27 protein-coding genes are annotated in these 22,954 nt (G+C 42.6%); 26 read left to right on the forward strand and 1 reads right to left on the reverse strand.

Features of this window, described 5'->3' with window-relative positions; genetic code table 11:
* Window positions 1-63 precede the first annotated feature (63 nt).
* The 19 genes from hprK to D8852_RS03715 all read left to right on the forward strand — a co-directional run bounded on the left by hprK (window position 64) and on the right by D8852_RS03715 (window position 14,970).
* Window positions 64-999, forward strand: a complete 936-nt coding sequence (hprK, locus tag D8852_RS03625) for an HPr(Ser) kinase/phosphatase (protein ID WP_000115188.1) — start codon at window positions 64-66, stop codon at window positions 997-999.
* Complete coding sequence (gene lgt / locus D8852_RS03630) at window positions 992-1,780, forward strand: prolipoprotein diacylglyceryl transferase (protein WP_125424640.1); 789 nt, start codon at window positions 992-994, stop codon at window positions 1,778-1,780. The genes hprK and lgt overlap by 8 nt, the downstream gene beginning before the upstream one ends.
* Window positions 1,781-2,164 carry a DUF948 domain-containing protein gene (locus tag D8852_RS03635; protein WP_125424641.1) on the forward strand — a complete coding sequence of 128 codons (384 nt, stop codon included), beginning with the start codon at window positions 1,781-1,783 and terminating at the stop codon, window positions 2,162-2,164.
* Between the two features lie 15 nt (window positions 2,165-2,179).
* The gene (locus tag D8852_RS03640) at window positions 2,180-2,578 is read left to right on the forward strand and encodes a YtxH domain-containing protein (protein ID WP_125424642.1); all 399 of its coding nucleotides are present in this window, start codon (window positions 2,180-2,182) and stop codon (window positions 2,576-2,578) included.
* Between the two features lie 73 nt (window positions 2,579-2,651).
* Window positions 2,652-3,782 (forward strand): radical SAM family heme chaperone HemW, encoded by a 1,131-nt coding sequence (hemW, locus tag D8852_RS03645; protein ID WP_125424643.1) that lies wholly within the window; start codon window positions 2,652-2,654, stop codon window positions 3,780-3,782.
* Window positions 3,783-3,786: 4 nt separating this feature from the next.
* A complete protein-coding gene (locus D8852_RS03650; RefSeq protein ID WP_125424644.1) occupies window positions 3,787-4,524 on the forward strand; it encodes an acyl-[acyl-carrier-protein] thioesterase in 738 nt (245 codons plus the stop codon).
* Between the two features lie 10 nt (window positions 4,525-4,534).
* Window positions 4,535-5,308 carry a TIGR01457 family HAD-type hydrolase gene (locus D8852_RS03655; protein ID WP_125424645.1) on the forward strand — a complete coding sequence of 258 codons (774 nt, stop codon included), beginning with the start codon at window positions 4,535-4,537 and terminating at the stop codon, window positions 5,306-5,308.
* Window positions 5,298-5,918 (forward strand): TIGR01906 family membrane protein, encoded by a 621-nt coding sequence (locus tag D8852_RS03660; RefSeq protein ID WP_125833814.1) that lies wholly within the window; start codon window positions 5,298-5,300, stop codon window positions 5,916-5,918. Before D8852_RS03655 ends, D8852_RS03660 begins: the two co-directional genes overlap by 11 nt.
* A gap of 197 nt (window positions 5,919-6,115) precedes the next feature.
* Entirely contained in the window at window positions 6,116-6,517 is a 402-nt protein-coding gene (locus D8852_RS03665; RefSeq protein ID WP_004246303.1) for a Spx/MgsR family RNA polymerase-binding regulatory protein, read from the forward strand.
* On the forward strand, window positions 6,518-6,796 hold the full coding sequence (locus D8852_RS03670) for a UPF0223 family protein (RefSeq protein WP_001041963.1): 279 nt from the start codon (window positions 6,518-6,520) through the stop codon (window positions 6,794-6,796). It begins immediately after the preceding gene.
* Complete coding sequence (locus D8852_RS03675; protein WP_084976129.1) at window positions 6,786-7,559, forward strand: inositol monophosphatase family protein; 774 nt, start codon at window positions 6,786-6,788, stop codon at window positions 7,557-7,559. Before D8852_RS03670 ends, D8852_RS03675 begins: the two co-directional genes overlap by 11 nt.
* The gene (locus D8852_RS03680) at window positions 7,560-8,864 is read left to right on the forward strand and encodes an RsmF rRNA methyltransferase first C-terminal domain-containing protein (RefSeq protein ID WP_125424647.1); all 1,305 of its coding nucleotides are present in this window, start codon (window positions 7,560-7,562) and stop codon (window positions 8,862-8,864) included.
* 213 nt (window positions 8,865-9,077) lie between these two features.
* Complete coding sequence (locus D8852_RS03685; protein ID WP_125424648.1) at window positions 9,078-9,956, forward strand: phosphate ABC transporter substrate-binding protein PstS; 879 nt, start codon at window positions 9,078-9,080, stop codon at window positions 9,954-9,956.
* Window positions 9,956-10,873 (forward strand): phosphate ABC transporter permease subunit PstC, encoded by a 918-nt coding sequence (pstC, locus tag D8852_RS03690; protein ID WP_001070951.1) that lies wholly within the window; start codon window positions 9,956-9,958, stop codon window positions 10,871-10,873. Before D8852_RS03685 ends, pstC begins: the two co-directional genes overlap by 1 nt.
* Complete coding sequence (pstA, locus tag D8852_RS03695) at window positions 10,863-11,747, forward strand: phosphate ABC transporter permease PstA (protein ID WP_125833816.1); 885 nt, start codon at window positions 10,863-10,865, stop codon at window positions 11,745-11,747. Before pstC ends, pstA begins: the two co-directional genes overlap by 11 nt.
* Before the next feature lie 10 nt (window positions 11,748-11,757).
* Window positions 11,758-12,561, forward strand: a complete 804-nt coding sequence (gene pstB, locus D8852_RS03700; protein WP_125833818.1) for a phosphate ABC transporter ATP-binding protein PstB — start codon at window positions 11,758-11,760, stop codon at window positions 12,559-12,561.
* 12 nt (window positions 12,562-12,573) lie between these two features.
* Window positions 12,574-13,332: a phosphate ABC transporter ATP-binding protein PstB gene (gene pstB, locus D8852_RS03705; protein WP_001287329.1), complete on the forward strand. Its 759-nt coding sequence runs from the start codon at window positions 12,574-12,576 to the stop codon at window positions 13,330-13,332.
* A gap of 11 nt (window positions 13,333-13,343) precedes the next feature.
* Window positions 13,344-13,997, forward strand: a complete 654-nt coding sequence (phoU, locus tag D8852_RS03710; RefSeq protein WP_000946469.1) for a phosphate signaling complex protein PhoU — start codon at window positions 13,344-13,346, stop codon at window positions 13,995-13,997.
* 157 nt (window positions 13,998-14,154) lie between these two features.
* The gene (locus D8852_RS03715) at window positions 14,155-14,970 is read left to right on the forward strand and encodes an ABC transporter substrate-binding protein (RefSeq protein WP_125424649.1); all 816 of its coding nucleotides are present in this window, start codon (window positions 14,155-14,157) and stop codon (window positions 14,968-14,970) included.
* A 19-nt stretch (window positions 14,971-14,989) separates the two neighbouring features.
* On the opposite strand, the gene D8852_RS03720 is transcribed toward D8852_RS03715, so the two are convergent.
* A complete protein-coding gene (locus D8852_RS03720; protein WP_125424650.1) occupies window positions 14,990-16,261 on the reverse strand; it encodes a PLP-dependent aminotransferase family protein in 1,272 nt (423 codons plus the stop codon).
* Window positions 16,262-16,406: 145 nt separating this feature from the next.
* On the opposite strand from D8852_RS03720, the gene budA reads away from it, so the two are divergent.
* The 7 genes from budA to D8852_RS03755 all read left to right on the forward strand — a co-directional run bounded on the left by budA (window position 16,407) and on the right by D8852_RS03755 (window position 22,860).
* Window positions 16,407-17,138 carry an acetolactate decarboxylase gene (gene budA / locus D8852_RS03725; protein ID WP_125424651.1) on the forward strand — a complete coding sequence of 244 codons (732 nt, stop codon included), beginning with the start codon at window positions 16,407-16,409 and terminating at the stop codon, window positions 17,136-17,138.
* Window positions 17,139-17,147: 9 nt separating this feature from the next.
* A complete protein-coding gene (locus D8852_RS03730; RefSeq protein WP_125424652.1) occupies window positions 17,148-17,903 on the forward strand; it encodes a YhfC family intramembrane metalloprotease in 756 nt (251 codons plus the stop codon).
* 111 nt (window positions 17,904-18,014) lie between these two features.
* Window positions 18,015-18,920 carry a UDP-N-acetylmuramate dehydrogenase gene (murB, locus tag D8852_RS03735; protein ID WP_169446276.1) on the forward strand — a complete coding sequence of 302 codons (906 nt, stop codon included), beginning with the start codon at window positions 18,015-18,017 and terminating at the stop codon, window positions 18,918-18,920.
* A 158-nt stretch (window positions 18,921-19,078) separates the two neighbouring features.
* A complete protein-coding gene (locus tag D8852_RS03740; protein WP_084975022.1) occupies window positions 19,079-20,236 on the forward strand; it encodes an ABC transporter ATP-binding protein in 1,158 nt (385 codons plus the stop codon).
* Window positions 20,217-21,023 carry an ABC transporter permease gene (locus D8852_RS03745; protein ID WP_125424653.1) on the forward strand — a complete coding sequence of 269 codons (807 nt, stop codon included), beginning with the start codon at window positions 20,217-20,219 and terminating at the stop codon, window positions 21,021-21,023. Before D8852_RS03740 ends, D8852_RS03745 begins: the two co-directional genes overlap by 20 nt.
* Complete coding sequence (locus tag D8852_RS03750) at window positions 21,020-21,793, forward strand: ABC transporter permease (protein ID WP_125424654.1); 774 nt, start codon at window positions 21,020-21,022, stop codon at window positions 21,791-21,793. Before D8852_RS03745 ends, D8852_RS03750 begins: the two co-directional genes overlap by 4 nt.
* The gene (locus D8852_RS03755) at window positions 21,790-22,860 is read left to right on the forward strand and encodes an ABC transporter substrate-binding protein (RefSeq protein ID WP_125424655.1); all 1,071 of its coding nucleotides are present in this window, start codon (window positions 21,790-21,792) and stop codon (window positions 22,858-22,860) included. The genes D8852_RS03750 and D8852_RS03755 overlap by 4 nt, the downstream gene beginning before the upstream one ends.
* The last annotated feature ends 94 nt before the right edge of the window (window positions 22,861-22,954 follow it).

The following is a 22,954-nucleotide window of genomic DNA, read 5'->3' on the forward strand; positions in this document are numbered from 1 at the left end:
AAAGGAAATTTACTTCTACAATTTGATATAATAGTAGGGAGAACTCGATTGAAGGAGGAAATTATGTCGGTTTTAGTAAGAGATGTCATTGAAAAGCTCAGACTAGATATTGTCTATGGTGAAGGCGAGTTACTTGAAAAGGAAATCAACACTGCGGACATTATGAGACCAGGTCTTGAAATGACGGGCTATTTTGATTACTATACTCCAGAACGGATTCAACTGTTAGGGATGAAGGAGTGGTCCTATTTGGTCGCCATGCCTGCCCATAACCGTTATCAAGTTTTGAAGAAAATGTTTCTACCTGAAACACCTGCTGTCATCGTTGCTCGTGGCTTGGTAGTGCCAGAAGAAATGTTGAAAGCTGCTAGAGAATGTAAGATTGCGATTTTAACCAGTCGAACATCAACCAGTCGTTTATCTGGAGAGTTATCTAGCTACCTTGATTCCCGTTTAGCTGAACGTACGAGTGTGCATGGTGTCTTGATGGACATCTATGGCATGGGTGTCTTGATCCAAGGGGATAGTGGTATCGGTAAGAGTGAGACAGGTCTTGAGCTTGTGAAACGCGGACACCGTTTGGTAGCAGATGACCGTGTGGATATCTTTGCTAAGGATGAAATGACTCTTTGGGGAGAGCCCGCTGAAATATTGAAGCATTTACTTGAGATTCGTGGAGTGGGTATTATTGACGTGATGAGTCTCTACGGAGCAAGCGCTGTAAAAGATTCTTCACAAGTTCAGTTGGCTGTTTACTTGGAAAATTATGATACCCATAAGACCTTTGATCGTCTAGGAAACAATGCCGAAGAACTAGAAGTTTCTGGTGTAACGATTCCGCGTATCCGTATCCCAGTAAAAACAGGACGCAATATCTCTGTTGTTATTGAGGCGGCAGCTATGAACTATCGCGCTAAGGAAATGGGCTTTGATGCGACGCGTTTATTTGAAGAACGCTTGACTAATCTCATCTCCAAAAATGAGGTGAAAGATGATTAATCCAGTTGCATTTGAAATCGGTCCTTTTTCCATTCGTTGGTATGCTTTGTGTATTGTGGCTGGATTGGTCTTGGCTGTCTATCTTGCCATGAAAGAAGCTCCTAAAAAGAAAATCCTGTCAGATGATATTTTAGATTTTATCCTGATTGCTTTTCCAGTTGCGATTTTAGGTGCTAGACTATACTACGTACTCTTTCGCTTAGATTATTATCTTCAAAATCCAGGTGAAATCATCGCCATCTGGAATGGAGGTTTGGCCATTTATGGAGGTTTGATAGCGGGAGCTATTGTCCTTTATATCTTTGCGGATAGAAAACTCATCAATACTTGGGATTTCTTAGATATTGCAGCACCGAGCGTCATGGTTGCCCAGAGTTTAGGACGCTGGGGGAACTTCTTTAACCAAGAAGCCTACGGTGCAGCAGTAGATAGTCTGGATTATTTGCCAGGCTTCATTCGTGATCAGATGTACATTGAGGGGAGCTACCGTCAGCCGACCTTCCTATATGAGTCGGTTTGGAATCTGATTGGTTTTGCTTTGATTTTGATTTTTAGACGAAAATTAAAGGGAATCAGACGCGGTCAGATCACTGCTTTCTACTTGATTTGGTATGGTTTTGGTCGTATGATCATCGAAGGCATGCGGACAGATAGTCTCATGTTCTTTGGTTTGCGAGTTTCCCAATGGTTATCAGTTGTCCTTATCGGACTCGGTATTTTTATCATACTTTATCAAAATCGAAAGAAAGCCCCTTTCTATCATACAGAGGAGGAAAAATAAATGTTAGAAGTTGCATATATTCTTGTTGCGATTGCTTTGATTGTCTGTTTAGTCTATTTGACAATCACGATTCAAAAAGCAGGTCGTATGATTGATGAGACAGAAAAGACCATCAAAACGTTGAGCTCAGATGTGAACGTCACCTTGCATCAGACCAATGAATTGTTGGTTAAGATTAATGTGTTGGCAGACGATGTCAATATCAAAGTTGCGACGATTGATCCACTCTTTACAGCTGTAGCGGACTTGTCAGAATCAGTATCTGACCTCAATCAGCATGCGCGTGTCTTGGGTAAAAAAGCCTCATCAGCTGGTTCAAAGACCATTAAGACAGGTGCAGGCTTGTCAGCTCTTCGTTTCGCAAGTAAAATTTTCAAAAAATAAAAAAGGAGAAATCTTATGGGTAAACTATCCTCAATCCTTTTAGGAACGGTTTCTGGTGCAGCTCTTGCTTTGTTTTTGACGAGTGACAAGGGCAAGCAAGTTTGTAGTCAAGCTCAGGATTTTCTGGATGATTTGAGAGAAGATCCAGAATACGCTAGAGAGCAGGTTTGTGAGAAACTAACTGAAGTGAAGGAACAGGCAAGGGATTTTGTGCTGAAAACAAAGGAACAAGTAGAATCTGGTGAAATCACTTTTGATAGTGTCCTTGACCAAGCTAAAAACTGTGCTCGACAAGCGACGGAAGCATCGAAGGAAACCTTTAACAATCTCAAGGAGCAGTGGCAAGAACAGTCAGCAGCTCCAGACGTTGCTGAAGACCAAGAAGAAATCATCATCGATATTACTGAAGTATAATGCATCACCATCTCTGGTTTTTGGAGATGGTGATTTTTATCTGCAAGCCTGTCTTTGTGGTATAATAAATACTATGCAGAAAAAACCAACGTCCGCCTACGTGCATATTCCCTTTTGCACACAGATTTGTTATTATTGTGACTTTTCAAAAGTTTTTATCAAGAATCAACCAGTAGATAGTTACCTGGAGCATCTGCTAGAGGAGTTTCGTTCTTATGATATCCAAAAGTTACGAACCCTCTACATTGGAGGTGGGACGCCAACGGCTTTGTCAGCTCCGCAATTAAAAATGCTCTTGGATGGCTTAACTAAAAATCTAGACTTGTCTGTCTTGGAAGAGTTGACGATTGAAGCTAACCCGGGAGACTTGGACGCGGATAAGATTGCGGTTTTGAAACAGTCGCCAGTCAATCGTGTTTCCTTGGGTGTGCAGACCTTTGATGACAAAATGCTGAAAAAGATTGGGCGTAGTCATTTAGAAAAGGATATTTATGAAAATATCGACCGCCTCAAACTCGCTGGTTTTGATAATATCTCCATCGATCTAATCTATGCTCTACCTAGTCAAACTATGGCTCAGGTCAAGGATAATGTAGCTAAGGCTATTTCGCTTGATATTCCTCATATGAGCCTTTATAGCTTGATTTTGGAGAATCATACGGTCTTTATGAACCGCATGAGACGTGGGAAATTGCCCCTGCCCAAAGAAGAGTTAGAAGCAGAGATGTTTGAGTACATCATCGCAGAGCTTGAGCGAGCTGGTTTTGAGCATTATGAGATTTCCAATTTCTCTAAACCTGGCTTTGAAAGTCGCCACAATCTCATGTACTGGGACAATGCTGAGTATTATGGTATCGGTGCGGGTGCTTCGGGTTATGTGGACGGAGTACGTTATAAAAATCATGGTCCTATCCGCCACTATCTCAATGCAGTAGAGGCAGGAAATGCTCGGATTACAGAAGAACACCTGAGTCAAAGGGAGCAGATGGAAGAAGAAATGTTTCTGGGACTCCGCAAGAAATCTGGGGTTTCCATGGTGCGATTTGAGGAAAAATTCGGACGGTCCTTTGATGGACTTTATGGAGAAATCGTCAGAGACTTGGTTCAACAAGGTCTTATGCAGAACGACGGTGATCGTGTCCGAATGACAAAGAGAGGTCTCTTTTTAGGAGACACCGTAGCAGAACGATTTATTTTGGAGTAGAACAATGGGCTTAACTTATCAAATGAAAATGAAAATTCCTTTTGATATGGCGGACATGAATGGTCATATCAAACTTCCAGATGTGATTTTGCTGTCCCTGCAAGTATCAGGTATGCAGTCAATTGAGCTGGGAGTTAGCGACAAGGATATGTTAGAACGCTACAATCTGGTCTGGATTATTACAGACTATGCGATTGACGTGGTTCGCTTGCCTCGCTTTGCTGAGGAGATTACGATTGAAACGGAAGCGTTGACTTACAATCGTCTTTTTTGCTACCGCCGTTTCACTATCTATGATGAAGCAGGTCAAGAAATCATTCGCATGGTAGCAACCTTTGTTCTTATGGACAGAGACAGTCGTAAAGTTCATGCTGTCGAACCAGAGATTGTTGCTCCTTACCAGTCTGAGTTTGATAAAAAACTCATCCGTGGGCCAAAGTATGAAAATCTAGAAAATCCAATCAGTAAAGACTACCATGTTCGTTTTTACGACTTGGATATGAATGGTCATGTCAATAATAGCAAATACCTGGATTGGATTTTTGAGGTCATGGGAGCAGACTTTTTGACCAAGTATATTCCAAAGAAAATCAATCTCAAATATGTCAAAGAAGTGCGACCAGGTGGCATGATTGCTTCAGCTTATGAACTCAAGGGACTAGAAAGCAAGCATGAGATTATCAGTGATGGCGAAATCAATGCCCAAGCTATGATTACTTGGCAAGAAATTGAAGCGAATTAGAAAGGGCGATATGGCTTATAAAGGTTATTTAATTGATTTAGACGGAACGATTTACAAAGGGAAAGACCGAATTCCGGCGGGTGAGGCTTTTGTCCATGAGTTGCAAAAGCGAGAAATTCCTTATCTCTTTGTAACCAATAATACAACCCGAACTCCAGAGAGTGTACAAGAGATGTTGGCTCAGAATTTTAACATTAATACCCCTCTATCAACTGTCTATACAGCGACTTTGGCAACCATCGACTATATGAATGACTTGGGACTGGAAAAGACAGTCTATGTCATCGGAGAAGCAGGGCTCAAGGATGCCATTCAGGCGGCTGGCTATGTCGAAGACAAGGAAAATCCTGCCTATGTGGTAGTTGGATTGGACTGGCAAGTCGACTATGAAAAATTTGCGACAGCAACTCTAGCCATTCAAAAGGGGGCTCACTTTATCGGAACCAATCCAGACCTCAATATCCCGACGGAACGTGGTCTCTTGCCTGGTGCTGGTTCACTAATTACACTTCTTGAAGTAGCAACACGGGTAAAACCAGTTTATATCGGAAAACCAAATGCTATCATTATGGATAAGGCAGTTGAGCACTTGGGCTTGAAAAGAGAGGAGTTGCTCATGGTTGGGGATAACTACCTGACAGATATCCGAGCAGGAATTGACAATGGCATTCCAACTCTCTTGGTGACGACAGGTTTTACCAAGGCAGAAGAAGTGGCTGACCTACCAATCGCACCAACTCATGTGGTGTCTAGCCTTGCGGAGTGGCATTTTGATGAAAACTAAACTGACCTTTTGGGGAAGTATGCTCTTTTTCCTCTCCCTTTCTATCCTACTGACTATTTATCTGGCATGGATTTTCTATCCCATGGAGATTCAGTGGCTGAACTTAGTGAATCGAGTCTATCTAAAGCCCGAAACCATTCAATACAATTTTCATATCTTGATGAATTACCTGACCAATCCCTTTAGTCAGGTCTTAGAGATGCCAGATTTTCGTTCATCAGCTGCAGGTTTACACCATTTTGCGGTGGTGAAGAATCTCTTCCACTTGGTTCAGCTAGTTGCCCTAGTGACACTTCCAAGTTTCTATTTCTTTGTTAGAAATATTGTGAAAAAAGGCTTTTTGCCCCTATATCGTAAAAGTATCCTGGCTCTAGTGTTATTGCCTCTGGTCATCGGGTTCGTAGGTATTTTGATTGGTTTCGAGCAATTCTTTACTCTTTTTCATCAGATTCTCTTTGTGGGAGATGATACCTGGCTTTTTGATCCAGCAAAGGATCCCGTTATTTTGATTTTACCAGAGACCTTCTTCCTCCATGCTTTCCTTCTCTTCTTTGGACTCTATGAAAGTTTCTTTGGCTTTCTTTATTTGAAAAGTCGTAGAATACTTTAATGTGTTGCATTGATAAAACAGAGATGAAGTTAAAAATTCTTACGAGGAGTGAATTAACTTCATTGGAATTGAGTAATTCGTTCGCATACAGTCTATTTTTCTAGAAAAAAATAGGCTTTTTTCTAGAAATTGCTAGTCAAGCGCTTTATTTTTTTGTATAATAAGAATAGCAAAGTATAGATAAAGAAGAGAAAAGCATGATTACACTATTTTTATCACCGAGCTGTACATCATGTCGTAAGGCAAAGGCCTGGTTAGAGACGCATAAAGTTCCTTTTGAGGAGCACAATATTATGACCAGTCCTTTAACAAGAAAAGAATTACAACACATTCTTTCCTTGACCGAAAATGGTACTGATGACATCATTTCAACTCGTTCAAAAATTTTTCAAAAATTGGATATTGATGTAGAGAGTATTTCGGTATCGGAGTTGCTTCAGTTGATTGAGCAATATCCTAGTCTTTTGCGTCGCCCAATTATTATAGATACCAAACGCATGCAGATCGGTTTTAATGAAGATGAGATTCGTGCTTTTCTCCCTCGTAGTTACCGTAAACAAGAATTGAAAGAAGCAACATTGAGAGCTGGTATTGGATAGATGAACAAACAGTATAGTTACCCACTAGATTTGTCGTGGAGCACTGAAGAACTTGCTTCAGTGCTTTCTTTTTTTAATGATGTTGAAGCTGCCTATGAAGACAAGGTAGAAGCTAAAAAACTGCTAGATTCCTACAAGAAATTTAAGTCTGTGGTTCCGAGCAAAAGCGAAGAAAAGCGCTTAGGTCGCGAATTTGAGACGGCTAGCGGTTATTCCTTCTATCATGCAGTTCAATTAGCAAAAGAAAAAAGAGAAGGGAAGATTTCTCTTGGAAACTAAATTTGAATTTGCCAAGCAGATTGTGCAGGAAGCTGCTGAGTACATTTTGGCTCACATGCAAGAAGATTTGCAGGTCGAGCGAAAGTCTTCACCTACAGACTTGGTGACGCGTTTGGATAAGGAGGTTCAGGATCTCTTAGTTCAGAGAATTTTGGCATCTTATCCAGAAGACTTGATTTGCGCGGAAGAGGGCTGTTTACGTGCTGCAGTCGGTCAAGGTTCCGTCTGGGTGATTGATCCCATTGACGGCACTAATAACTTTGTCGCCCAAAAGGAAGATTTTGCCGTGATGTTGGCCTACTTTGAGAATGGGGTTGGGAAATTTGGCATCATCTATGATGTCATGAAAGACGATTGCTACCATGGTGGAGGAGCTTTCCCACCTTGTCGTAATAATAAGCCCTTACCGACTTTTAAAAAGAAACCTCTTAGAGAATTTTTAGTGGCTGGTAACTCAGCTATGTTTGAAACCAATGAGTGGGGCTTGGCAGATTTGGGCCGAGCAGCGTTGGGAGTCCGTGTCTATGGCAGTGCGGCCATTAGTTTTGCCAAGGTTTTATCGGGTCGTCTTCTGACTTATATTACCTACTTGCAGCCATGGGATTACGCTGCGGCCAGTATCTTAGGGGAAAGTCTGGGTTATCGCCTTCTTACGGTATCAGGTGAGCCCGCTGATTTTCAAACGCGTCAGCCTGTCATGATGATGCCAATCGAGATGCAAGAAGAGATTCAGTCTTATATCTACGAAAGGAAAGAGAACTAAATGCAATTTCCAGAAGGATTTGTTGAAAAATATGAAGCGATACTAGAAGATGAGGCAAGAGATTTTCTTGCCTCTTTTAAGCAGGAAGCGGTTTCGGCTTTTCGGGTCAATCCCTTAAAAGAAAGTCAGTTATCGTTTGCAGATGCTATTCCAAATACACCTTGGGGACATTATGGCAAGGTCTCAGGGAAATCACCAGGGCATGTGACGGGCTTTGTTTATTCACAAGAGCCTGCAGCCCAAATGGTGGCCCAGGTAGCTCAACCAAGTCCTGGCATGAAGGTCTTGGACTTGGCGGCAGCACCAGGTGGAAAATCCACTCAACTAGCAGCTTATCTGGCTAATCAAGGAGTCCTTGTCTCCAACGAAATTTCAAGCAAGCGGGCTAAGATTTTAGTGGAAAATATGGAGCGGTTTGGAGCTACAAATGTAGTTGTGACCAATGAGTCTGCAGACCGCTTAGCCAAGGTCTTTAAAGGTTATTTTGATGTGATTGTCCTTGATGCCCCTTGCTCGGGGGAAGGGATGTTCCGTAAGCAGCCAGAAGCCATGGATTATTGGAGTACCGATTATCCTAGCCAATGCGCTAGTCTCCAAAAAGAAATCCTAGAAGACGCAGTGACCATGCTTGCAGAAGGTGGTCGTTTGGTCTACTCGACCTGTACTTGGGCACCTGAGGAAAATGAAGAAATCGTCCACTGGTTGCTGGATACTTATGATTTTGAACTGCTTCCAGTCGAGCATGTGAACGGTATGGTAGCAGGAATTGATCTTCCTGAAACGGCTCGGATGTATCCTCATCGTTTCAAGGGAGAAGGTCAGTTTGTTGCCCACTTGCAGTTTAAGGGAGAAAATCCAGCACCTAAATTCAAAGCCAGCAAGAGCAATCTCAGTCGTGAGCAACTGGCTTTGTGGCAGGATTTTGCCCAAAAACACTTGCGGGTCAATCTAACTGGTATCTTGCAAACTTTTGGAGACCAACTCTATCTCTTGCCAGAGATGCTACCTGATCTAGGGAAACTCAAAATTGCCCGTAATGGCCTCCATCTGGGGACGTTTAAGAAGAAACGTTTTGAACCAAGTTTTGCTCTGGGATTAGCCTTAAAACCAAGCCAAGTAATACAAAGAGTTGAAATCAGCGATGAGGACTTTGTGAAATATGTGGCTGGTGAGACTGTTCAATTGTCTGAAGCTCGACCAAATGGCTGGTACCAAGTTGTGGTTCAAGGTAACGGATTAGGCTTTGCCAAGGTAACAGGAAATGTTTTAAAAAATTATTATCCAAAAGGGCTCAGATTCAGGTGAAAAAGCTAGTCAAAGAGCTTATTCTATGTTATATTGGAAGTATGAGTTTTTTCTGACAGTCTTTCATTTTTACTTATATTATGTGATGAACTGACTGGTCCCCAAAGGGGCTTCCAGCCTATAAATCGTAAACCAAATCTTATCATCACTAATTGAAATAGTAAAAACTGAAATAAATCAGAGCATTCATCATTATGTTCAAGGAGAAAAACAGTGAAAAAAAGAAAAAAGCTCGTCCTATCTCTTGCGACTCTTTTGATGGCAGGTTCTCTAGCAGGATGTGCAAGCTGGATTGATCGTGGAGAAACCATGACAGCCGTCGGTTCAACTGCCCTTCAGCCTCTGGTCGAAGCCGCAGCAGACGAATTTGGTTCAAAAAATATCGGAAAAACAGTCAATGTTCAAGGTGGTGGATCGGGTACAGGACTTTCCCAAGTCCAGTCTGGAGCTGTAGACATCGGGAACTCTGACGTCTTCGCAGAGGAAAAAGAAGGAATCGATGCTTCAGCGCTTGTGGATCATAAGGTTGCAGTGGCTGGTCTTGCAGTGATTGTAAACAAGGAAGTGAATGTTGAGAATCTCACAACCGAGCAACTTCGAAAAATCTTTACAGGTGAAGTGACCAACTGGAAAGAAGTTGGGGGAAAAGACCTGGCAATTTCAATCATCAACCGAGCAGCAAGTTCTGGTTCACGGGCGACGTTTGACAATGTCGTAATGAATGGTCAGGCGGCAATGCAGAGCCAAGAACAGGATTCTAATGGGATGGTCAAGTCCATTGTATCCCAAACGCCTGGAGCCATTTCTTACCTGGCTTTTGCCTATGTAGATGACTCCGTGAAAAGCATGAAATTGAATGGGTATGAACCTACGTCTGAGAATGTAACGACCAACAACTGGCCTTTGTGGTCTTATGAACATATGTACACACTTGGTCAGCCAAATGAGTTGGCAGCTGAATTTTTAAAATTCATTCTCTCAGACGAAGCCCAAACTGGAATTGTTAAGGGCATGGGCTATATCTCTATCAATGAAATGAAAGTCCAAAAGGATGCTTCAGGTACCGTTACAGCAGTAGAAGGAGGTCAATAATGAATCAAGAAGAATTATCAAAAAAATTACTCTCTCCTTCAAAGAACTCTCGTCTTGAGAAGTTTGGTAAAGGTTTGACCTTTACCTGCCTTTCTTTGATTGTCATCATTGTGGCGATGATTTTGATTTTTGTAGCCCAAAAAGGCTTATCGACTTTCTTTGTCAATGGGGTGAATATCTTTGATTTCCTCTTTGGACAAACTTGGAATCCTTCAGGGAAACAATTTGGTGCCCTTCCGATGATTTTGGGCTCCTTTATTGTGACGATTTTATCTGCCCTGATTGCAACACCCTTCGCTATCGGAGCTGCAGTCTTTATGACAGAAGTATCACCAAAGGGTGCAAAGATTTTGCAACCTGCCATTGAACTTCTCGTCGGTATTCCTTCAGTCGTCTATGGATTTATCGGTTTGCAAGTTGTGGTGCCTTTTGTTCGTAGCGTCTTTGGTGGAACTGGTTTTGGGATCTTGTCAGGGATTTTCGTTCTCTTTGTCATGATCCTACCAACTGTAACCTTTATGACAACAGACAGCTTGCGTGCTGTTCCTCGTCATTACCGTGAAGCTAGTTTAGCTATGGGAGCCACTCGTTGGCAAACAATCTGGCGTGTGACCTTGAAAGCAGCACGTTCAGGTATTTTCACTGCAGTGGTCTTTGGGATGGCGCGTGCCTTCGGTGAAGCCCTTGCTATTCAGATGGTTGTCGGAAACTCAGCAGTTATCCCAACCTCGCTAACAACACCAGCTGCGACCTTGACATCTGTATTGACTATGGGTATCGGAAATACCGTCATGGGAACGGTTGATAATAACGTTCTCTGGTCACTGGCTTTAGTCTTGCTCTTGATGAGTTTAGCCTTTAACAGTGTGATTAAATTGATTACGAAAGAAAGAGGAAAGAAAAACTATGCACGCTAAGAAATTAGATAAACTTGCAACAGCTGTCCTCTATACCATCGCGGGTATCATCGTGGCCATTTTGGCATCTTTGATTCTCTATATCTTGGTGAGAGGGTTACCGCACATCTCTTGGTCTTTCTTGACTGGGAAATCTTCCTCTTATCAAGCAGGTGGGGGTATCGGGATTCAGCTCTACAATTCCTTCTTCCTTTTGGTCATTACCTTGATCATTTCTGTTCCGTTATCTATGGGAGCTGGTGTTTTCCTTGCTGAGTATGCCAAAAAAGGACCTGTGACCAATTTTATTCGTACCTGTATTGAGATTTTGTCTTCTCTACCATCAGTCGTTGTGGGTCTCTTTGGTTACTTGATCTTTGTAGTCCAATTTGAGTATGGATTTTCAATCATTTCAGGTGCCTTGGCCTTGACGGTCTTTAACCTCCCTCAGATGACTCGAAATGTTGAGGACAGTTTAAAACACGTTCACCATACGCAACGTGAGGCTGGCTTAGCTCTTGGAATTTCTCGTTGGGAGACTGTGGTCCATGTCGTCATTCCAGAAGCCCTTCCAGGTATCGTAACGGGTGTTGTCTTGGCATCTGGCCGTATCTTTGGTGAGGCTGCCGCTCTTATCTATACGGCAGGANAATCCGCTCCAGCCCTTGACTGGTCTAACTGGAATATCCTCAGTGTGACCAGCCCAATCTCAATCTTCCGTCAAGCAGAAACCTTGGCTGTCCACATTTGGAAGGTCAACAGTGAAGGAACCATTCCTGATGCTACCATTGTATCAGCTGGTTCTGCCGCCGTGCTCCTCATCTTTATCTTGATTTTTAACTTTGGAGCACGCAAACTCGGAAGCTATTTACACAAGAAATTAACCGCTGCCTAAAGGAGAAGCCATGTCAAAATATAACTGGGATGAAAAGCATATCATCACCTTCCCTGAAGAAAAAGTGGCCCTCTCTACCAAGGATTTACATGTTTACTACGGTAAAAATGAATCCATCAAGGGCATCGATATGCAATTTGAAAAAAATAAAATTACAGCCTTGATTGGTCCTTCTGGATCTGGGAAATCTACTTATCTTCGTAGTCTCAATCGGATGAATGATACCATTGATATTGCCAAGGTCACAGGTCAAATCCTCTACCAAGGGATTGACGTTAATCGCCCAGAAATCAATGTCTATGAGATGCGCAAGCATATCGGAATGGTCTTCCAACGTCCAAATCCATTTGCCAAGTCTATCTATCGCAACATCACTTTTGCTCATGAACGTGCAGGTGTTAAGGACAAGAAAGTACTTGATGAAATTGTAGAAACCTCTCTAAGACAGGNTGCCCTTTGGGATCAGGTCAAAGACGACCTCCACAAATCAGCCTTGATGCTTTCTGGTGGTCAGCAGCAACGTCTCTGTATCGCTCGTGCCATCTCTGTCAAGCCAGACATTCTTTTGATGGATGAGCCTGCGTCAGCCTTGGATCCGATTGCAACAGCCCAGCTGGAAGAAACCATGTTGGAATTGAAGAAGGATTTTACCATCATCATCGTTACCCACAGTATGCAGCAGGCTGCGCGTGCAAGTGACTACACAGGATTTTTCTACTTGGGTGATTTGATTGAGTATGATAAGACATCCAATATTTTCCAAAATGCTAAGTTACAGTCAACCAATGACTATGTAACGGGACACTTTGGTTAGAAAGGAAACGGTATGTCAGAAGCGATTTTACAGGTGTCAGACCTGTCCGTTTATTACAATAAAAAGAAGGCCTTGAATAGTGTTTCCCTTTCTTTCCAACCTAAGGAAATAACGGCCTTGATTGGTCCTTCTGGATCAGGAAAGTCTACCCTGCTCAAAGCCATCAACCGCATGGGCGATTTAAATCCTGAGGTAACAACAACGGGATCAGTGGTCTATAATGGTCACAATATCTACAGTCCCCGCACCGATACGGTTGAATTGCGTAAGGAAATCGGTATGGTCTTTCAACAGCCCAATCCCTTCCCTATGTCTATCTACGAAAATGTTGTCTATGGGCTACGTATCAATGGGGTTAAGGACAAGCAAGTCCTTGATGAAGCAGTAGAAAAGGCCTTGCAACGTGCTTCTATCTGGGATGAAGTAAAGGATCGTTTGCATGATTCGGCCATTGGTCTCTCAGGGGGTCAACAGCAACGTGTCTGTGTTGCCCGTGTTTTGGCAACCAGCCCTAAAATCATCCTCTTGGACGAACCAACTTCAGCTTTGGATCCTATTTCTGCAGGTAAGATTGAGGAAACCTTGTATGGTCTGAAAGATAAATACACCATGCTCTTGGTAACGCGTTCGATGCAACAGGCCTCACGTATCTCTGATAAAACAGGATTTTTCCTAGATGGGGATTTAATCGAGTTTAACGATACTAAGAAGATGTTCCTAGACCCACAAAACAAGGAAACAGAAGATTATATTACAGGAAAATTTGGATAAGGAGTTGAATGATGTTACGATCTCAATTTGAAGAAGATTTGGAGAAATTGCATAACCAGTTCTATGCCATGGGACAAGAAGTGCTCTCGCAGATCAATCGTACAGTGCGTGCCTTTGTTACGCATGACCGTGATTTGGCAAAAGAAGTCATCGAAGACGATGCAGAAGTAAATGAATACGAAGTGAAGTTGGAAAAGAAATCATTTGAAATGATTGCCCTCCAACAACCTGTTTCGCAAGACCTTCGTACCGTCTTGACCGTTCTCAAGGCAGTTTCTGACGTGGAACGCATGGGAGATCATGCAGTGTCTATCGCTGAGGCGACCATTCGTATGAAGGGGGAGCAACGTATCCCTTCTGTTGAAGAAGAAATCAAAAAGATGGGACGCGACGTGAAAAACTTCGTTGAAGCAGCCCTAGATCTTTATCTCAACGGTTCTGTGGATCAAGCCTACGAAGTAGCAGCTATGGACGAAAAAATCAACCATTACTTTGATAGCATCCGTGATTTGGCTACAGAAGAAATTAGGAAAAATCCTGAAGCCATCGTTACAGGCCGTGATTACTTCCAGGTCATTTCCTTCTTGGAACGAATCGGAGACTACGCAAAAAATATCTGTGAATGGGTTGTTTACTTTGAAACAGGTAAAATTGTCGAACTCTAAGAAACGGATTAAATATGCACTAAAAAGGCTAATCAACTCAGATTAGTCTTTATTTTTGAATAAAAAGGAATTTTTTGAAATGAAAATTCTGAAAATGTTGACAAGTGTTTTCAAATAGGTTATAATTATTCAGAAATAACAGAAAGGTCGTTTATTTATAAAGTTTAAGAAATGGATGTTAGTGGTGTGTAGTATGCTTGCCAGCATGATTTTAGTAGCTTGTCAATCAAGTACGGATAGTTCTCAGTCTGCTGTGGAGGCTATCAAACAAAAAGGCAAGCTAGTCGTTGCGACCAGCCCAGACTATGCACCATTTGAATTCCAATCCTTGGTAGATGGTAAAAACCAAGTGGTTGGTGCAGATATTGATATGGCTCAAGCGATTGCGGATGAACTTGGAGTTAAACTTGAAATCTCTAGCATGAGTTTTGACAATGTCTTGACCACTCTTCAAACTGGAAAGGCTGACTTGGCCATTGCAGGAATTAGTGCTACAGATGAGAGAAAGGAAGTCTTTGACTTTTCAATCCCTTACTATGAAAATAAGATGAGTTTCTTGGTTAGAAAAGCTGATTTAGACAAATACAAGGATCTTTCAAGCCTCGCAAGTGCCAATATCGCAGCTCAAAAGGGAACTGTGCCAGAAACCATGGTCAAGGAACAATTGCCAAATGCCCAGTTGACATCCTTGACCAATATGGGGGAAGCAGTCAATGAATTGCAGGCTGGAAAAGTGGATGCTGTTCATATGGATGAACCAGTTGCTCTTAGCTACGCAGGTAAAAACTCAGACCTTGTCGTTGCATCTGTTAACTTGACGATGAAAGATGGCGAAGCCAATGCCGTTGCTATCAAGAAGGATCAATCAGACTTGAAAGCAGTAGTAGATAAGGTTATCCAAAAACTAAAAGATGAAGGAACTTATCAAACCTATCTAGAAAAAGCAGCGAAACTAACAGAAGTTGAACAATAAAAAAGAGCAGAGTTGGACTTTAATCCAATTCTGCTTTTATGTATTCTAATAGCTCTTCTAGATTTTCGAGAGAAACTTTGGCAAACTGATAAGGACAGGCTTCCAAATAAGCCTCTTCAAAGAAGTCTAGTTTGAGTGAGCTATACTTCAAACTGGCAATTTTAGGGTAATTTCTCAAATCAAGGAGAAGGCCATCGTGTAGAGGATAGTAGGGCAAGGGACAGGTGTTTTTTTCAAGTACTTCCTTTATCCGAGTCTGATAGTTCTCTTGAAGGGTCAGTCGAGCCAGACGATTTTTTTCAAATAACTGACTATCGATGTAAAGAGAGAGGGCCTTTTGCATGATGAGATTGCTATCATAGTCCAAGATATTTTTGTAGGAAACAAAGGTCTCTTTTAGGGCATTTGGGAGAATGAGAGCGGTGATACGAAGAGCTGGAAAGAGACTGGTTGAGAAGGACTTGATATAAATGACCCGATCCTCTGTATCTAGATAGTGGAAGGTCTGCCCTTTTTTAGGATCTAAGTCTCCTAAATAGTCATCCTCGACGATGTATACACCATACTGGTTTGCTAGATCCAGAATGGCCCTTTTTTCTTGCTCAGAATAGGAATGCCCAAGAGGATAGTGGAAGCGAGGAATGGTATAGAAGAACTTGATTTTTCCAGATTTGAACTGTCCTTCTAGATCGTCAAGGTCAATCCCAGCGATTCGGCGTTCAATGGTCTGGTAGGCCAATCCCTGAGCCACCAAGAGGCGATTCATTCGGTGGTAAGTCGGCTGTTCAACTAAAATCTCCTCTCTCTTGCTAGGAAAATCAATCTGAGAAAGGATAAAGAGAGCTTGCTGAGTGCCTGAAGTCAGAACCAGTTGGTCAGGTTTGCAGTAGAGGGCTTGGTTAAAAAGAAGTTGATGGACAGATTGTCTTAGTTCCTCAAGCCCTTCTTGGTTGTCATAGTAGTTGAAGAGGTAGTTTTCTCTTCCAATCAGTGTTTCATTGACGCAGAGCCGAAAGTCGTCATAGGCACTGGCATGTTCGTCAGTGACTTCGATTTCCAAGTCCTGATGCTGCCCCTGTTCCAGAACATAGTAGCCACTTTGGGGCTTGGCATAGAGGTATTGTTCATGGCGCAATTCTAGCAGGGCTCTTTGGACAGTGTCCTTGCTACAGTGGAAGTCTTGGCTCAGTTGACGGATGGAGGGAAGTCTGCTACCAGTTGGAAATTTTCCTGATTCGATACCCTTTTTTAGATGGGAAACAACTGCTTGGTACTTACTTTGTTTCGTCATTCCAGACCTCCTTTGATTTTGTTACATTGTACCTTTTTTTTGCCTAATTGGCAATGGGAAAAGCATTTCTCCCTTTCACATCTAGGACCAAATGTGGTATACTTAGAAAGTATGATGATTCATTGAAAAGAAGATAAGAAAGAGAATGGAAAGAAAAGTGCAGGAACCAGTAAAATTATTTCAATACAATACTCTAGGTGCCCTAATGGCTGGTCTCTATGGTGGAACCATGACAGTGGGAGAATTGTTGGAACATGGTGACCTTGGTTTGGGAACCCTTGATTCGATTGATGGGGAGTTGATTGTCCTTGATGGCAAGGCTTATCAAGCCAAAGGTTCAGGGGAGCAACCTGAAATTGTAGAAGTTGCACCTGATGCCCTTATCCCTTATGCGGCAGTTGTTCCCCATCAGGCAGAAGTGATTTTCCGCCAGCGCTTTGAGATGACGGATAAGGAATTAGAAAAGCGGATTGAGTCCTACTATGATGGGGAAAATCTCTTTCGCTCTATCAAGATTCATGGGGAATTCGCTCACATGCATGTGCGGATGATTCCTAAATCCACACCTGATACCAAGTTTGCTGATGTAGCGACTCACCAACCTGAATATAGCCGTGAAAATGTATCGGGGACCATTGTTGGATTTTGGACACCGGAGATTTTCCATGGAGTGAGTGTTGCAGGCTACCATTTGCATTTTATCTCAGACGATTTGACTTTTGGTGGGCATGTGATGGACTTTGTTATCAAAGAAGGAATGATTGAGGTTGGAGCAGTCGATCAGTTGGACCAACGTTTCCCAGTCCAAGATCGCCAGTATTTATTTGCCAAATTTAACGTTGACGAGATGAAGAAAGATATTGATAAGTCAGAATAGGAGAAAAAGATGACAGTACATATTATCCTCACCATGATCGCTTTGGTTCTCATTCTAGTAAGTGGGACTTGGTATGCCAAAAAACGGTTTAAAATCTCTCTTGCAGTGATGGGCTTGGGGGCAATCGCATTTTTTGTTTCTTCTCAAGTGTTAGAGAAGATTGTTCATCTTCTGGTACTCCATCCGCAAAAAGATGGAACCATTGCGCTCATGCAGGAGCAACCTTTCCTATATGTTCTTTATGCGATTACTATGGCTGCCCTTTTTGAGGAAACTGCCCGCCTTGTCTTTTTTAAATGGTTGGAGAAAAAGAGAAGTCTAGAAGATAGAGATGCTTTGGCTTATGGTTTGGGACATGGGGGCTTGGAGATGCTCTATCTCGGAATGGGAAGCTTGATCAGTCTTTTGATTCTCTTTTCACTCATCCAGACTTCAAATACTGATGTAGCCAATCTCCTTCCACAGTCTACACTCGAAACGGTCCAGTCTCTTTCTGTTTGGCAGGTTTATTTGCTAGGAGTTGAGCGCGTACTTGCCTTGGTTCTCCAAATCGGTCTTTCCATCTGGGTTTATCAAAGTGTTAGCCAAAAGAAATGGATCTACCTAGTTGCTGCCTATGGTTTGCATGCCTTGTTTGACTTGGCTCCAGCCTTATCTCAGGTGGGATGGATTGCAAATCCGCTTCTAGTTGAGTTTATTCTTCTCGTAGAACTTTTAGTCTTTATCTGGCTGACAAAATCTACATTTTGGAAAAAATCATCATAAAAAGAGGGAAACCTCTTTTTTTAACGCAATGCTTTGACACCAAGAATTTTCCTGTCGTCAAAAGCCCTTAAAAATGGTATAATGAAATGACTTTACAAAAGGATGAGAGATATGACATTCGTAACTAAAATACAAGAACAATTAGAAGGAATCGATATTCGTTTTAAGGAACCCTTGAAGACTTATACCTATACCAAGGTAGGAGGTCGAGCGGATTATCTAGTTTTGCCACGCAATCGCTATGAGATGGCGCGTGTTGTCCAATTTGCCAATCAGGAGAATATTCCTTGGATGGTGCTAGGAAATGCCAGCAATATCATCGTTCGTGAAGGTGGAATCCGTGGTTTTGTTATCTTGTGTGACAAACTCAATAACGTTTCAGTTGATGGTTACACTATTGAAGCAGAAGCTGGTGCTAACTTGATTGAAACAACACGCATTGCCCTTCGTCATAGTTTGACTGGTTTTGAGTTTGCTTGCGGGATTCCAGGGAGCGTAGGTGGCGCTGTATTTATGAATGCGGGTGCCTATGGAGGAGAGATTGCTCACATCTTGCAGTCTTGTAAGATTCTGACCAAGGAAGGGGAAATCGAAACCTTGTCAGCCAAGGATTTGGCTTTTGGTTACCGCCATTCAGCTATTCAGGATTCTGGGGCCATTGTCTTGTCAGCTAAATTTGCCCTAGCTCCAGGAAATCATCAGGCTATCAAACAGGAAATGGATCGCTTGACGCATCTCCGTGAACTCAAACAACCTCTAGAATACCCATCTTGTGGTTCAGTCTTTAAGCGTCCAGTGGGGCATTTTGCAGGTCAGTTGATTTCAGAGGCTGGATTGAAAGGCTATCGTATCGGTGGTGTTGAAGTATCTGAAAAGCACGCTGGTTTCATGATCAATGTTGCTAACGGAACAGCTAAAGACTACGAGGACTTGATTCAATCTGTTATTGAAAAGGTAAAGGAACATTCAGGCGTCACCCTTGAGAGGGAAGTCCGAATCCTGGGTGAGAAGGAGTAAGGTTTCACCAGAATAGCTGCTGCTATGTCAATGGAAAGGGGGTGAAAGCCTATCGGTAGCGAAGATATATGCAGGTGGTTTTACTCCCTGCAAGAGGTAGTGGCGGCCTGACAGAGCCCTGATCTGTTAATTTATGAAAAAGAAGGAATTTATGCCAATTGAAAAAACCAATTATCGAATTCAAAAACGTCTCTAAAGTTTTTGAAGACAGCAACACCAAGGTTCTCAAAGATATTAACTTTGAGTTGGAAGAGGGGAAATTCTATACTCTTTTAGGCGCATCTGGTTCTGGGAAATCAACTATCCTGAATATTATTGCAGGTTTACTGGATGCGACGACAGGAGATATTTTGTTGGATGGGGTACGGATCAACGACATTCCAACCAACAAGCGAGACGTCCATACGGTCTTCCAATCCTATGCCTTGTTTCCACATATGAATGTGTTTGAAAATGTTGCCTTTCCGCTCCGCTTACGTAAAATCGACAAGAAAGAAATTGAGCAACGCGTAGCGGAAGTTCTCAAGATGGTTCAGTTGGAAGGTTATGAAAAACGTTCCATCCGTAAACTCTCTGGAGGACAACGTCAGCGTGTGGCCATTGCCCGTGCTATTATCAACCAACCTCGTGTGGTTTTGTTGGATGAGCCCTTGTCAGCGCTGGATTTGAAGTTGCGAACAGACATGCAGTACGAACTGCGTGAACTGCAACAACGATTGGGGATTACCTTTGTCTTTGTCACTCACGATCAGGAGGAAGCCTTGGCTATGAGTGACTGGATTTTTGTTATGAATGATGGCGAGATTGTTCAGTCTGGAACGCCTGTGGACATCTACGATGAGCCGATCAACCACTTTGTTGCCACCTTTATCGGTGAGTCCAACATCTTGCCAGGAAACATGATTGAGGACTACTTGGTCGAGTTCAATGGCAAACGCTTTGAAGCGGTCGACGGGGGGATGAAGCCAAATGAGCCTGTTGAGGTTGTCATTCGTCCAGAAGACTTGCGCATTACCCTTCCTGAAGAAGGCAAGCTCCAAGTTAAGGTTGATACCCAGCTTTTCCGTGGGGTTCACTACGAGATTATCGCCTATGATGAACTCGGAAATGAATGGATGATCCACTCGACTCGTAAGGCCATTGTGGGTGAGGAAATCGGTCTGGACTTTGAACCAGAAGACATCCACATCATGCGTCTTAACGAAACTGAAGAAGAGTTTGATGCTCGTATCGAGGAGTATGTAGAAATCGAAGAGCAAGAAGCAGGTCTGATTAACGCGATTGAGGAGGAAAGAGATGAAGAAAACAACCTCTAAACTCTTTGTAGTGCCCTACATGCTTTGGATTGCCCTCTTTGTCCTCGCACCCTTGGTCTTGATTTTCGGTCAATCCTTTTTCAACATTGAAGGCCAGTTCAGTTTAGAAAACTATAAATCTTACTTTGCGTCACAAAACTTAACCTACCTTAAGATGAGCTTCAACTCTGTGCTCTATGCGGGGATTGTAACCATGGTGACGCTTCTCATCAGCTATCCGACAGCCCTCTTTTTGACTCGTCTCAAGCACCGTCAGCTCTGGCTCATGCTGATTATCCTGCCAACATGGATCAACCTGCTCCTCAAGGCCTATGCCTTTATCGGGATTTTTGGTCAAGATGGCTCTATTAACCAATTCTTGGAATTCATCGGAATCGGTTCGCAGCAGTTGCTCTTTACGGATTTCTCCTTTATCTTTGTAGCAAGCTATATCGAGCTTCCCTTTATGATTTTGCCGATCTTCAATGTCTTGGACGATATGGATAACAATCTTATCAATGCCAGCTATGACCTCGGTGCGACCAAGTGGGAGACCTTCCGCCATGTCATCTTCCCTCTGTCTATGAACGGAGTGAGAAGTGGGGTTCAGTCGGTCTTTATCCCTAGCTTGAGTCTCTTCATGTTGACCCGTTTGATTGGTGGGAACCGCGTTATTACCTTGGGAACGGCTATCGAGCAGAACTTTCTGACCAATGATAACTATGGTATGGGTTCAACCATCGGTGTGATCCTCATCCTGACCATGTTCATCACCATGTGGGTAACCAAGGAAAGGAGAGAACGATGAAAAAATTTGCCAATCTCTACCTAGCCTTTGTCTTTATCATCCTTTATTTGCCAATTTTTTACTTGATTGGCTATGCCTTTAATGCTGGTGATGATATGAACAGCTTTACTGGTTTTAGCCTGAACCATTTTAAAACCATGTTTAGTGATGGTCGTCTCATGTTGATCCTCACCCAGACCTTCTTCTTGGCCTTTTTATCAGCCTTGATAGCGACCATTATCGGGACTTTCGGTGCCATCTATATCTACCAGTCTCGTAAGAAATACCAAGAAGCCTTTTTATCTCTTAATAATATTTTGATGGTTGCGCCAGACGTTATGATTGGTGCTAGCTTCTTGATTCTTTTTACACAGCTTAAGTTTTCACTTGGCTTTTTGACGGTTCTATCTAGTCACGTGGCCTTTTCCATCCCTATCGTGGTCTTGATGGTCTTGCCCCGTCTCAAGGAGATGAATGGTGACATGATTCACGCGGCTTATGACTTAGGAGCCAGCCAGTTTCAGATGTTCAAGGAAATTATGTTGCCATATCTAACACCGTCTATCATCGCAGGTTATTTCATGGCCTTTACCTATTCGCTGGATGACTTTGCCGTGACCTTCTTTGTGACGGGAAATGGCTTTTCAACCCTGTCAGTCGAGATTTACTCTCGTGCTCGTAAGGGAATTTCGCTAGAGATCAATGCCCTGTCTGCCCTTGTCTTTCTCTTTAGTATTATCCTAGTTGTAGGCTATTACTTTATCTCACGTGAGAAGGAGGAGCAAGCATGAAAAAACTCTATTCATTTTTAGTAGGAATTGCAGCGATTATCCTTGTCTTGTGGGGAATTGCGACGCATTTAGATAGTAAAATCAATAGTCGAGATAGTCAAAAACTGGTTATCTACAACTGGGGAGACTACATTGATCCTGAACTCTTGGAGCAATTCACAGAAGAAACAGGGATCCAAGTCCAGTATGAAACCTTTGACTCCAACGAAGCCATGTACACTAAGATCAAGCAAGGCGGAACAACCTACGATATTGCTATTCCAAGTGAGTACATGATCAACAAGATGAAGGACGAAGACCTTTTGGTTCCGCTTGATTATTCAAAAATTGAAGGAATCGAAAATATCGGACCTGAGTTCCTCAACCAGTCTTTTGATCCAGGCAATAAATTCTCCATTCCTTATTTCTGGGGTACCTTGGGAATTGTCTACAACGAAACCATGGTAGATGAGGCTCCTGAGCATTGGGATGATCTCTGGAAGCCAGAGTATAAGGATTCCATTATGCTCTTTGATGGGGCGCGTGAGGTGCTGGGACTCGGGCTTAACTCGCTGGGCTACAGTCTCAACTCAAAGGATCCTCAGCAGTTGGAAGAGACAGTAGACAAACTATATAAACTGACTCCAAATATTAAGGCTATCGTTGCTGACGAAATGAAGGGTTACATGATTCAGAACAATGCTGCTATCGGCGTGACCTTCTCTGGGGAAGCCAGCCAGATGTTGGAGAAAAATCCTAACCTCAAGTATGTCGTTCCGACTGAGGCCAGCAATCTCTGGTTTGACAACATGGTCATTCCAAAAACCGTTAAAAACCAAGATGCAGCCTACGCCTTTATCAACTTTATGTTGAAGCCTGAAAATGCTCTGAAAAATGCCGAGTATGTGAGCTACTCAACACCAAATAACACAGCCAAGGAACTGCTCCCAGAGGAGACCAAAGAGGACAAGTCCTTCTATCCAGACGCTGATACCATGAAAAATCTAGAAGTTTATGAGAAGTTTGACCATAAATGGACAGGAAAATATAGTGACCTCTTCCTACAGTTTAAAATGTATCGGAAGTAGGAGTGATGGTTTATTATCGGTTTTTCCAGTTGACGCAAACTTAAAAAAACGATATAATAAGAAAGTTGAGAATTGATTTTCAATCATCTTAGTC

It is taken from the genome of Streptococcus mitis (assembly GCF_003942695.1).
Lineage (GTDB): Bacteria > Bacillota > Bacilli > Lactobacillales > Streptococcaceae > Streptococcus > Streptococcus mitis_BD.